Source organism: Deinococcus multiflagellatus, assembly GCF_020166415.1.
GTDB classification, from domain to species: Bacteria; Deinococcota; Deinococci; order Deinococcales; family Deinococcaceae; genus Deinococcus; species Deinococcus multiflagellatus.
This window is the reverse complement of sequence record NZ_JAIQXV010000013.1, coordinates 1-11,453: the sequence shown is the minus strand read 5'-3', so window position 1 is coordinate 11,453 and position 11,453 is coordinate 1. Positions and strand designations below refer to the sequence as shown.

Here is an 11,453-nt window from a genome sequence, read left to right as displayed (position 1 = left end):
GCGAGGGGTGAGGGGGTGCTTTGGTCAACCGCTCTAAGCCCGTCTGATGACGATTCCGGTTCATCTGTTCTTCCCTCACAGGTGAACCCGTCGGGAGGGGCGGTCACGGATGATCCGGCAGGCGTATAAGGCGGCGTGGGCTCACCCCGCGCCCCCTTTACTTCAGATACGGGCCAAAGCGCGCCAGGGTCTCGGCGTCGGGGGTCTGGGTGACGCGCACCACCCGGTTGCCGCCAAAGACCATCAGCAGGTGGCCAGTTGAAGCCTGCACCTTGAGGGTGCCCTGGCTCACCTGATAGGGCCCCGTCAGCACCGCCTGCACCGTGGCGGGGTCGAAGATCAGGGCCGCGCCCGACAGCGCCGGGGTCTTGGCCTTCACCCCGCCCGAGGCCACCACGAAACCCGTGTTCAGGTACACGGTCAGCGTGGGGGCGCTCAGGCCCTGCAGGCGCGCGTCGCTGTAGGTCACGCCGCCCGAGGCCGTAACCGTGCCGGCCTTCAGGTCGTAGGTCAGCTGCGGGGCGCTCAGGGTGCCGCCCTGCTTGGTGGTTACGGCAGCGCCCTGGGCTTTGAGGGTCTGCCCGGGCAGCAGGGTCAGGCGCTGGGCACTGAGCTTCAGCCCGCTGCGGGCATCAGTGGCGGTGCCGCCCTGGGGCAGTTCGGTGGCGCCCGTCTCCAGGTTCAGGCGCTGCTCGCCGCGCGGGGTGACGTTTAAGCCGCCAAAGGTCAGGGCCTGGGCGCCTACGCTTAGCAGGCCCAGCAGCATCAGGGAAAGAACTCGGGGCATCCCGTTACCCTACGCGGCGCCGCTCCGTGGGGCGTGAGGGAACGCGTCAGCTGGGCTTCAGCTCATGGTCTGTCATCCGCTCGCAGGGCCCGGGGCGCTAAGCTCGGCGCAGTGAAGCCCGCCGCTGTCTCTGTTCCGCTGCGTGGCGCCGCCCTGGCGCTGCTGTCTGTTCTGTCCACGGCCCTGGCTGCCCCCCGCGTGGGCCAGCACGACGGCTACACCCGTCTGGTGTTTGACCTGCCGCGCGTGGCCGCCAGTCAAGTCAAGGTGGCGGGCCAGAGCGTCACCGTAAAGCTCGATGTGCCCCTGAAAACCGAGCAGGGCCCCCTGAATGCCCCGGGCGTGACCGCCTACGCGGTGGCCGGCGGCACCGTCAGCGTGACCCTGGCCAGGGGCCACGCGCAGGCCAAGGTCAGCGTGTTGCCCCCCGCGGCCGGGCAGACGGCGCGGCTGGTCATTGACGTACCTACCAGTGTGGCCGCCAGCCGCATGCCAGCCACGCCCACCCCCCCGCCAGCGGCAGTGGCCCGCCCGGTCAGCACCGCGAGCCCTGCCATCCGCCCCCGTGTGGTGCTGGACGCCGGGCACGGCGGCGTGGACAGCGGCGCCGTCAGCCGCTGGGTGCGCGAAGAGGACGTGACCCTGGACATTGCCCTGCGCACCCGCGCGGTGCTGGTGCAGCACGGCGTGGACGTGGTGATGACCCGCACCGCCGACCAGCACCTGAGTGCCAACAAGCGCGCCGACCTGGAGGCCCGCTCGCGGCTGGCGAACACCGGGCAGGTGAGCGCCTTTGTCAGCATTCACGTGAACTCAGCCGGGCCCAGTGCCCAGGGCATCGAGACCTATTATTTCGGGCAGCCGCTGGCGGGCAGCACGCGCAGCCTTGCGGTGCAGGAAAACGGTGGCGGCAGCGTGGGGGAAGAACTGACCCGCGCCGCCGCCAGTCTCGCGCAGAACCTGCTGGGTGACCTTCTGGCCCAGGCCAAGGTGGCGTTCAGCCGTCAGCTGGCCAGCAAGGTGCAGGGTCAGCTGATCGCCGCCACGGGCGCGGTCAACCGGGGCGTGCGCACCGACGCCTTTTATGTGATCCGTAACCCCACCACGCCTGCCATTCTGGTCGAAGTGGGCTTTGGCAGCAGTCCGGTGGAAGGCCCCCTGCTGGCCCAGGCCGCCTACCGCGAACGCGTGGCCCAGGCCCTGGCCCGCGCCATTCTGGATTTCCTGAACACCAAGTAAGGGGGACGGGTCAGGCGTGGCCGCGTGGTGGGCGCCGCAGAGAAGGAACCCCCGGGACAGTGGCGAAGAGGACCCCACCCAGCGCAACGGGAGGCGTCCTGAATCCCTGGGCACAGGACCCCTTGGTGGGCCGGCCCACCGCTCCTGCGCACGGTCAGTGGGCACGCCTTCAGCGCCTGCTCAGCCCGGGTTGAATCCCAGCCGGGAGCGGCACTGTACTATCCTCATGTTCTGGAATCACTTCCATGTCTGGTGAAGTGACGCGGCCCGTTTTTGTCTGTTCGGAGGTTCACTCATGACCATTACACGTTCCAGCGGCATTCTGCTGCACCCCACCAGCCTCCCCGGGCCCTACGGCATCGGCGAACTGGGCCAGTCTGCGCGCACCTTTATCGACTGGCTGGCCCGTGCGGGCCAACGCTACTGGCAGGTGATGCCCCTGGGGCCCACCGGCTACGGCGACAGTCCCTATCAGGCGTTTTCGGCCTTTGCGGGCAACCCCTACCTGATTGACCTGATGGCGCTGCGTGAACACGGCCTGCTGGACGAGCGCGACTTTGCCGACGTGCCCGAATTTTCGGCCGACAAGGTGGATTTCGGCTTGCAGTACGTGTGGCGCAACCAGATGCTGGAGCGGGCGCACGCCCGGTACGCCTCGGGGGGCGGCCCTCACCTGACCCCGGATTTCGAGGCGTTCAAGGCGGCCGAAGCCGAGTGGCTGGATGACTACGCCCTGTTCATGGCGCTGAAAGAAGCCCACGGCGGCCTGCCGTGGAATGCCTGGGAGGCGGGCGCCCGCGACCGCGACCCCCAGGTGCTGGCCCAGGCCCGCGAGCGGCTGGTGCACGTGACCGAGCGGGTGAAGTTTATTCAGTTCCTGTTCTTCCGCCAGTGGACGGTGCTGCGCCGCTACGCCGCCGAGAAGGGCATTCAGGTGATCGGGGACATTCCGATTTTTGTGGCGATGGACTCCAGTGACGCCTGGGCCGGGCGCGATCAGTTCTATTTCGACGATCAGGGCCAGCCCACGGTGGTGGCGGGCGTGCCGCCGGACTATTTCAGTGAAACCGGGCAGCTGTGGGGCAACCCCCTCTACCGCTGGGACGCCATGCAGGCCGACGGCTTTCAGTGGTGGATCAAGCGCTTTCAGGGCAGCCTGAAGCTGTACGACGTGATCCGTATTGACCACTTCCGGGGTTTTGCGGCGTACTGGGAAATTCCCTTCCCGGCCGAGACCGCCATTCATGGCCGCTGGGTCCCCGCGCCCGGCCACGCCATGTTCGAGGCGGTGCTGGGTGCGCTGGGCGAACTGCCTATCATTGCCGAGGACCTGGGTGTGGTGACGCCCGACGTGGAAAAGCTGCGCGACGATTTTCAGTTTCCTGGCATGGCGGTGCTGCAGTTTGCCTTTGGCGGCGGCGATTTCAGCGTGAACGACTTCCTGCCGCACAACCTGCGCGAGAATCAGGTCGTCTACACCGGCACCCACGACAACGACACCACGCGCGGCTGGTGGCGCGCGGCCGATGAACTGGAGCGCCACAACTTCCGCGTGTACACCAGCAGCGACCCCAGCGAGGAGACGTTCGCCGCCCTGCTGACGCGCATGGCCTTTGAAAGCCGCGCCAAGCTGGCCGTGGTGCCCCTGCAGGACATCTTTAACCTGGGCACCGAGGCCCGTATGAACCTCCCCGGCACCACCGGCGACCACAACTGGACCTGGCGCTACCGCCCCGAAGCCCTGCGCGCGGACCTGGCCGTGGCCCTGCGGCAGCTGACCGAGGACACCGGCCGCCTGTAGCGGGAAGAGGCTGATGGCAGAAAGCAGATGGCGGGGGTTGGTACCTTCGCCATCTGCTTTCTGCCATGGCTCTCCTGTCCATCAACCTTCCACCATCAACCCTCTACAGTATCCCCATGAAGCTCTACACCAAAACAGGAGACGGCGGCACCACGGGCCTGTACGGCGCCGAGCGGGTCAGCAAGGCCAGCGCCCGCGTGGAGGCCTACGGCACGGTGGACGAACTGAATTCGTTTATTGGGCTGGCGCGCGCACACAACACCCGCAGCCACAAGCCGGACCCCGCACTGGACCAGGACCTGGAATACCTGCAAAACGCCCTCTTTGACATTGGCGCCGATCTGGCCACCCGGTCCGGCTCGCGCTACGAGGCCAAACTGTCGCGCATGGACGGCCAGGACGTGACCTTTCTGGAAGCCATGATTGACCGCTACCAGGAAGCGGCCCCGCCCTTTACCGGCTTCGTGCACCCCGGGGGCACGCCCGCCGCCGCCACGCTGCAGGTGGCCCGCGCGGTGGCCCGCCGCGCCGAGCGCGAGGTGATTCGCCTGCAGGCTGAAGAAGAGATCAATACCCAGGTCGTGATCTACCTGAACCGCCTGTCGGACCTGCTGTTCATCATGGCCCGCGCCGCCAACCAGGGGGCGGGCCTGACGGAAGAGGCGTGGCTGGTCAAGGGCCGCCGTCCCCATACGCTGGAATAAGCAGGTCAGAAGGAGGCGCAAGAACGGCCCGGTGGCTGCATCAGCCCCGGGCCGTTTTTGTGGGTGGTGTGGGTCAGACAGGGTGGGTTCGTCCTGGGCCACTTTCTGCGCGCCGGGCTCGGCCACAACCGTTCAAGTCGCGCGGACCTGCACTGCGGCCCAGAAGGCACCAAGTTGCGCATGGCCATCTGGATGCGCCCCTCCTGCCCCTGTCCTATTCCAGCGGTTCGCCGCAGTGGGGGCAGTAGCGCATGGAGCGGGCGGCGGCCTGTTCTTCCTGACGGAGCCGGGCCAACTCCTCGGCAAAGCCGCTGGCCACCATCCCGGCCGGCAGCGCCACCATGCCCACGCCGAACAGCATGATCAAGCCGGCCGCTGCCTTGCCCAGCGGCGTGGCCGGGTACACGTCGCCGTACCCGGTGGTGGTCAGGGTCACCACCGCCCACCACAGCGCCTGGGGAATGCTCTCAAAGCCCTTGGTGCCGGCCTCCGCTTCCACCTGATACAGCACACTGGCAGCGATAAACACCAGCACAATCACGATCAGCACGGTGGTCAGCAGTTCGCCGGCGCGCTGGGCGATCACCCGGCCGATCAGCAGCAGCGAATCCGAATAGCGGCCCAGTTTCAGCAGCGACAGCAGTTTCAGGAGCCGCAGCCCACGCAGGCTGGCCAGGGCCGCGCTGCCCGGAATCAGCAGCGAAAGCAGCACCACGAGGTCAATGAGGGGCAGGGGCGCGGTGGCGTAGCGCCAGTAATCGGCCGGGCGTGAACCGTAGCCGGGCCGCAGCGGCGTCACGTACAGCCGCGCCAGATATTCGGCGCCGAACACCGCCGCGCACACGTAGTCAAAGGCCCGGATGGCCGCGCCATATTCCCGCTCCACGCTGGGCACCGTGCCCACGATGGTCAGGGTCACGGTCAGTAGGATCAGCACCACCAGCAGCGCGTTAAAGAGGCGCTCGGCCAGCCCCGCGCCGTCGGTGGGGTCCAGAAAGTCGCTCAGGCGGTGCATCAGGTCCGGGTGGGCAGAGCGGGGCATGGGGGAGCCGCCGGGGCCAGGGGGCTGGGCTAGCCCCTGATCCTCGCTTTCATCGCTCGCCCGGCCCATGCTCAGAGCACCACGTGGGGGGCGAAGGTGGCGCGGTTGTCGGTCACGCGGCTGCGGCCCTCGCGGATGCCCAGGCCGCAGACCTCGGCGCCGGCCACCCACACGCCCAGCACCGGGTAACGCGGGCCGTCCTCGGCCTCAAAGGTGGGCAGTTCGGTGTAGGCCTGTTCCACGGCCGCCAGGTCGCCGTACACGCCCGGCGTGCTGGCCTGCCCCGGCAGCTGCACATTTTGCCCTTCGCGGGAAAACAGCGGCTTTTTCACCACGTTCTCGCCCAGCGCCCCGGGGGTCAGGGTGGCGGGCAGCAGCGCGGGGTGGCCGGGATAGTGTTCGTGCAGCAGCGCCAGCAGGCCCTTGCTGCCGGTGGCTGTCTTCCACAGCGGCTCCAGAAAGCGGGTGCCGGTGCTGGCCAGGAAGGCGGCGTCGCGCGATTCCCAGGCGTACTCGTAGGGCCACAGCCACATCAGCTGCCGGATGGGCAGGCTCCAGGTGTCCAGCAGGTAGCCTTCCTGGGGGCTGGTGCCCAGTTCGTCGGCAAACAGAAAGGCCCCCCGGATGCCCGCCGCCTCGGCCAGTTCGCGCAGGTAGGTCACGGTGGCAATGTCCTCGTCCACCCGCGCCGAACTGAAGGTCACCTCATGCAGTCCCCGCGCCGCGTTCAGGTGCGCCCACTGCTCGCCCAGGCCCTCGTGGATGGTGTTCCACTGCGCGGCCCCGGCGGGCAGTTCGCCTCGGCGCTGGCGGTCTTCGAGCCACTGCCACTGGCTGACCGCCGCTTCCAGCAGGCTGGTGGGCGTCTGGGCATTCACCTCCAGCAGCTTCACGCCCCCCTGGCCGTCGTAGGCCACGTCCAGGCGCATGTACACCGTGGGGTCGTCGCGCTCCCAGGAGTCGCGCACCGCCGAGTGCAGAAAGGCGGGAATGCCCAGTTCGGCCAGCCGCCCGCCCTCAATCGCGTGCCCGGTCACGGCCAGCACCATGTCGGTCAGGTCCTGGGTTGTGGCCTTCAGCGTCTCGATTTCTGCCGGGCTGAAGGCGTAAAAGCCGTCCTCGCTCCAGTAGGGCACCGGGTGTTCGGGGGTGGCGGCGTACCACGTAAAGCCCACCTCGCGCAGCCGCGCTTCCCAGTCCGGGCGGGGGGGAAGGGTCAGGCGCTTCATCCGCCGTACCCGCTGCTGGTACTGCTGGCGCGGGCGGTGCTCGTCAGGCCGCCGCGCGAGACCGTCGAGGCGCTGTTGACGGAGCTGCCCGTGGGGGTGCTGGCCGCCGGGGGAGCGCTGCGGCGGCTGGCCTGGACGGCGGCCCCCGCCACGACAGCGCCCACCACAGCTTTGGCCGCCTTGCTGGTCTTGCCGGACTTCAGCTTGACCGAGTGGTCGTTGTCGCAGTCGAGTTCGCCGTCGGCCTCCAGTTCGCAGCCTTCGGGGATGGTGGCCAGCTGGGCCGGCTGCGTCTGGTAGGTCTGCGCGGGGCTGTCCATGCACGAGGCCAGCAGGCCGGGCAGCACAGTGGTCATCAGGGTCAGGTGAAATCGTTTGGTCATGATCGGGTCCTGGGAAAAAAAGGGAGGGCTTGAGGCCGGCTGCGGAAGGCGGCCCCCCGGCGCCGTCCTGGCGGAACCGAGGCGAGATGCGGCTCTTGTGCTCGGTCCGTTTGACGGAAAGGCGGTGTTAGCTGCTGCCGCTGCTGGAGCTGCCCGCGCGTGCACTGCTGGTGAAGCCGCCCCGGCTGACGGGCGCCTTGAAACTGCCGTAGGTGCCCTTTTTGCTGTCGTAGGTCAGCCCCGAGCTCGACAGGCCGCCGCTGCTGCTGTAGCCGATATAGCGTGTGGTGCTGCCCACAATGCGCGCGTAGGGGCCGTAATATCCACCGCTGCTTTTCTGGCAGGGATTCGACAGGCCCCGGTTGATCATGGTGCGGTTGGCCGCAAGGCAGTCGGCGTAGGAGTTGTACCGCACGCGGCTGTACCGGTCGAGGTCCAGATCGTCATTGCAGGCCGCCAGTACCGCAGGCAGCGCGGCGAGAAGGGGGAGGGTGAAGCGCTTTCTCATGTTCCTCAGTACGAAGGCGATCATCCAAAAGTTGCAGGTGAACAGAGGACGGTGACTGGCGGGTCGCGGCCCGGCTCGGTCGGGTTGCCAGGCAAGTCAGGGTGCTTAAAAGAGCTCGTGGGCAGCGCGCATTTTGCGACTTTTTGGGGCTCTGGAAGGGGGAGAGCGCCATCCTCACCGGCTGGCCCTGATCCGGCTCAGAAAATGGCCGTGCCTGGGCGTGTCCAGACGCCGACACTCCAAGCAGGCCCAGGCTGGATGCCCCCCGGGGTGGTCCAGTTTTGCCCTGCCTCTCTAGCCCTGTACCTGTTCCCGAATCAGGCGTGCCAGTTCCCGCCCCCCGGCCTGCGCCTGTGCGGCGCTCAGGCCGCCGTAGCCCAGCAGCAGCGCCTCGGGGACTGGGCCCGCGAAGGTGTAGCTCTCCAGGGTGCTGACGTGGATGCCCCGTGCTGCCAGGGCTGCGGCGAGGGCCCTGGCCTGCAGGCCACCGTGCAGGTGCAGGCACAGGTGCAGCCCGGCCTCAATGCCGCCCAGGGTGGCGTGGGGGGCCAGCCCCTGCAGTTCGCCGGTCAGCGCAGCGCGCACCTGGGCGTGCCAGCGCCGGGCGCGGCGAATGTGGCGGTCGGCATGTCCGCCGGCCAGCAGCCAGCACAGGGCCTGCTGCACCGGCAAGGGGTGCCCGAAATCCAGCAGGGTGCGCGCCCGCACCAGGGCCGGGCGCAGCGCCGGGGGCGCCACCACAAAGCCGGTGCGCACCGCCGGGGTCAGCACCTTGCTCAGGGTGCCCAGGTACAGCACGCGCCCGGCCGCGCCCGTCTGGGCCGCCAGACTGGCCAGGGTGGGCAGCGGCGGGGCGTCGTAGCGGAATTCGCCGTCAAAGTCGTCTTCCACAATCAGGGCGTCGTGGGTTCTGGCCCATTCCAGCAGGGCGAGGCGCCGGGGCAGGCACATGCGCCCGCCCAGCGGGAACTGGTGGCTGGGGGTCACGTACGCCAGCCGCGCCGGGGGCGTCTGCGGGCCCACGATCAGGCCGTCCTCGTCCACGGGACCCGGGATCAGGGTGTGCCCGGCGTCCAGAAACACCTGCCGCGCGGCGCGGTAACCGGGGTTCTCCATCAGCACCGCCGAGCCCGGTGGCAGCAGCGCCCGCACGATCAGGTTCAGGGCGTGCAGGGTGCCGCTGGTCACCAGCACCTCCTGTTCGGTAGCAGCCAGGCCACGCTGGCGCCCCACAAAGGCCGCCAGGGCCGCGCGCAGGTCGCGCTCGCCAGCGGGGTCGCCGTAGTCGCCGCCCACCGGGGCGCGCGCCGCCGCCGCCCAGGCCTGGCGCCACGCGCGGGTGTCCAGCGTGCGGGTGCCGGTCACGCCCAGCCGGAAGTGCAGGCCTGTTGCGGGTGGGTTGGCGTCCACGGGCAGGGGGCCTGTGGGGGGCAGCCACGCGGGCACCGGGGCGGCGGGGGCCACCGGGGCGGGCAGGGCCGGGGTGGCGGGGCGCACGCGGGTGCCCCGGCCCACCTCGGCCTGCACGGTGCCGTCGGCCAGCAGTTCGGCGTAGGCGTCCTCGGCCACCCCGCGCGTGACCCCCAGCGCCCGCGCCAGGGTGCGGGTGCCGGGCAGCGGCGCGCCTGCGGGCAGCACGCCCCCCAGCACCGCCGCGCGCACCTGCCGCGCCACCTGGGCGTGCAGGGGCTCTGGGCTGTGCCGGTCCAGGCTCAGGGCAAAGGGCAGGTCGTCGGTCCGGGCCGCAGGTGGCCCCCCGGTCTGCGTCAAAAGTGGAGCTGTGCTGGGGGCCACCATGCCCGCTAGTGTACCCCCATGACCGCCCGCACCCTGCGTTCTTTGTCTCTAGAGGCGGCGGCCCTGGCCCTGCCCGCCCTGCGCGAACTGCGGCCGGGGTCGCCGCACACGGCGTCCCCCGAAGCCCTGCAGGCCGTCCTGGCCCTCACCCAGCCCGAGGGCTACCGCCTTGTTGAGGCCTTTGAGGCGGACCAGCCCGCCGCCGTGGCTGTGGCCGGCTCCCGCGTGATGCACCTGCTGCACGCGGGCCGGACGCTATACGTGGACGATCTGGTCACCCGCCCCGAAGCGCGCGGCCGGGGCCATGCGGGCGCCCTGCTGGCGTGGCTGGAAGGTGAAGCCCGGAACCTCAACTGCACCGAACTGCACCTGGATTCTGGCGTGGGGCCAGCGCGCTTTGCCGCCCACCGCCTGTACCTGAACGCGGGCCTGAACCTCACCGCGCACCACTTTGCCAAGGAGCTGCCATGACCACCCCTGCTTTCTACGACCCGGCCGCGCGCGATCCCAGCCTCAGCCGCCGCCCACAGAACCGGCGCGACGACGCCTGGATCGCCGCGCTGCTCTCCCGCGTGCCGCTGGGCCGGGTGGCCACCCTATGGCAAGAGGATGGCGGCCCCGCATGGCCATTCGTGACGCCGCTGGCCTTCGCCTACCGCCCAGAGCGGCACGACCTCGTGTACCACACCAATGTTGTGGGCCGCCTGCGCGCCAACACCGCGCAGGGCCACCCGGCTGCCTTCGAGGCCTCGGAAATCGGGCGTCTGCTGCCCAGCACCTCGCCGCTGGAACTGGGGGTGCAGTACCGCTCGGTGATCGTGTTCGGCACCGCCCGCGTGCTCACCGACCCTGCCGAAGCCCGCGAGGCCCTGACCGTGCTCAGCGAGCGGGTGTTTCCGGGGCTGCGCATTGGGCAGCACACCCGCCCCATTCTGGACAGCGACCTGGCGCGCACAGCGGTCTATTCGCTGGCCATTGAGCGCTGGAGCGGCAAGGAGAACTGGGCCGAGGCGGCGGTACAGGAGGGCGGCTGGCCGCCCCTGCCGCCCGAACTGGCCGCGCCCCGCCCGCTGGCAGGGGCGCTGTGACCCGCGCCGACGCCCTGCAGATGGGGCTGCTCTCGGCCTTCTGGGGCATCTCGTTTCTGCTGATCCGCCTGAGTGTGGAGGTCTTTCCGCCCGCCTGGGTGGCGCTGGGCCGCTCGGTGTTCGGGGCGCTGGTGCTGCTCGCGGCGCTTCTGCTGGGCCGCCACAGCCTGCCGCCGCTGCGGCTGTGGAAACCGCTGCTGCTGGTGGCGCTGCTGAACAACGTCATTCCCTGGTCGTTCTTCGCCTGGGGCGAGCAGACGGTCAGCTCTAACATCGCCGCCATCCTGAACGCCACCACGCCGCTGTTCAGCCTGCTCATTGGCCTGGGCCTGCGCGACGCCCAGCTCTCTGGCCGCGTGGCGCTGGGCGTGCTGCTGGGGCTGGGGGGCGTGGTGCTCACGGTGGGCGGCGGCGTGCAGGGCGGGCACGCCACGCTGTTCGGGGTAGGGCTGCTGCTGGCGGCCAGCCTGGGCTACGCCTGCGCCACGGCGGTGGCCAAACGCACCCTGTCGGGCCTGAATCCGGTGGGGCTGGCGCTGTCGCAGCTGGGGCTCTCGGCGCTGATGCTGACCCCCGTGGCCCTGAGCGGCGCGCAGCCGGGGCCCCTGACCTGGACGGCGGTAGGCGCGCTGGCGGTGCTGGGTGTGGTGGGCAGCGGGCTGGCGTACCTGCTGTACTACGGCCTGCTTTCGCGCCTGTCGGCCACGCAGCTCACGGCCGTTACGTACCTGCTGCCGGTCTGGGGTCTGTTCTGGGGCGCGCTGGCGGGTGAGGCGGTGGGCGTGACCTCGCTGCTGGGCGTGGCGGTGGTGCTGGCCGGGCTGCTGCTGCTGAACAGCCCACGCCGGGCGCCCAAACCGGCGCCCGCCGGTGCC

12 protein-coding genes are annotated in these 11,453 nt (G+C 69.8%); 6 read left to right on the top strand and 6 right to left on the bottom strand.

From position 1 onward, the window contains the following. Positions 1 to 157: 157 nt before the first annotated feature. The gene (locus K7W41_RS14750) at positions 158 to 787 is read right to left on the bottom strand and encodes a hypothetical protein (RefSeq protein WP_224610019.1); all 630 of its coding nucleotides are present in this window, start codon (positions 785 to 787) and stop codon (positions 158 to 160) included. Positions 788 to 898: 111 nt separating this feature from the next. Between K7W41_RS14750 and K7W41_RS14745 the strand changes: the two genes are divergently transcribed. From K7W41_RS14745 to K7W41_RS14735, 3 genes are all read left to right on the top strand, one after another. Further along, positions 899 to 2,026: an N-acetylmuramoyl-L-alanine amidase family protein gene (locus tag K7W41_RS14745; RefSeq protein ID WP_318010912.1), complete on the top strand. Its 1,128-nt coding sequence runs from the start codon at positions 899 to 901 to the stop codon at positions 2,024 to 2,026. Between the two features lie 295 nt (positions 2,027 to 2,321). Continuing rightward, positions 2,322 to 3,827 carry a 4-alpha-glucanotransferase gene (malQ, locus tag K7W41_RS14740; protein ID WP_224610016.1) on the top strand — a complete coding sequence of 502 codons (1,506 nt, stop codon included), beginning with the start codon at positions 2,322 to 2,324 and terminating at the stop codon, positions 3,825 to 3,827. 116 nt (positions 3,828 to 3,943) lie between these two features. After that, a complete protein-coding gene (locus K7W41_RS14735; protein ID WP_224610014.1) occupies positions 3,944 to 4,531 on the top strand; it encodes a cob(I)yrinic acid a,c-diamide adenosyltransferase in 588 nt (195 codons plus the stop codon). Positions 4,532 to 4,745: 214 nt separating this feature from the next. Here K7W41_RS14735 and K7W41_RS14730 read toward each other — a convergent pair whose 3' ends face one another. The 5 genes from K7W41_RS14730 to pdxR all read right to left on the bottom strand — a co-directional run bounded on the left by K7W41_RS14730 (position 4,746) and on the right by pdxR (position 9,490). Beyond that, positions 4,746 to 5,573, bottom strand: a complete 828-nt coding sequence (locus tag K7W41_RS14730) for an ion transporter (RefSeq protein WP_224610012.1) — start codon at positions 5,571 to 5,573, stop codon at positions 4,746 to 4,748. A gap of 71 nt (positions 5,574 to 5,644) precedes the next feature. Further along, a complete protein-coding gene (locus tag K7W41_RS14725; RefSeq protein WP_224610010.1) occupies positions 5,645 to 6,802 on the bottom strand; it encodes a glutathionylspermidine synthase family protein in 1,158 nt (385 codons plus the stop codon). After that, entirely contained in the window at positions 6,799 to 7,185 is a 387-nt protein-coding gene (locus K7W41_RS14720) for a hypothetical protein (RefSeq protein WP_224610008.1), read from the bottom strand. The genes K7W41_RS14725 and K7W41_RS14720 overlap by 4 nt, the downstream gene beginning before the upstream one ends. A gap of 127 nt (positions 7,186 to 7,312) precedes the next feature. Further along, positions 7,313 to 7,693: a hypothetical protein gene (locus tag K7W41_RS14715; RefSeq protein ID WP_224610006.1), complete on the bottom strand. Its 381-nt coding sequence runs from the start codon at positions 7,691 to 7,693 to the stop codon at positions 7,313 to 7,315. Between the two features lie 294 nt (positions 7,694 to 7,987). Beyond that, entirely contained in the window at positions 7,988 to 9,490 is a 1,503-nt protein-coding gene (gene pdxR, locus K7W41_RS14710; protein ID WP_224610004.1) for a MocR-like pyridoxine biosynthesis transcription factor PdxR, read from the bottom strand. 18 nt (positions 9,491 to 9,508) lie between these two features. Between pdxR and K7W41_RS14705 the strand changes: the two genes are divergently transcribed. The 3 genes from K7W41_RS14705 to K7W41_RS14695 form a co-directional block, all read left to right on the top strand. After that, positions 9,509 to 9,961, top strand: a complete 453-nt coding sequence (locus K7W41_RS14705) for a GNAT family N-acetyltransferase (RefSeq protein WP_224610002.1) — start codon at positions 9,509 to 9,511, stop codon at positions 9,959 to 9,961. Beyond that, positions 9,958 to 10,578 carry a pyridoxamine 5'-phosphate oxidase family protein gene (locus tag K7W41_RS14700; protein ID WP_224610000.1) on the top strand — a complete coding sequence of 207 codons (621 nt, stop codon included), beginning with the start codon at positions 9,958 to 9,960 and terminating at the stop codon, positions 10,576 to 10,578. The genes K7W41_RS14705 and K7W41_RS14700 overlap by 4 nt, the downstream gene beginning before the upstream one ends. Beyond that, positions 10,575 to 11,453 (top strand): DMT family transporter (locus tag K7W41_RS14695; RefSeq protein WP_224609998.1); only part of this gene is annotated, 879 nt, incomplete at its 3' end. The genes K7W41_RS14700 and K7W41_RS14695, both read left to right, overlap by 4 nt.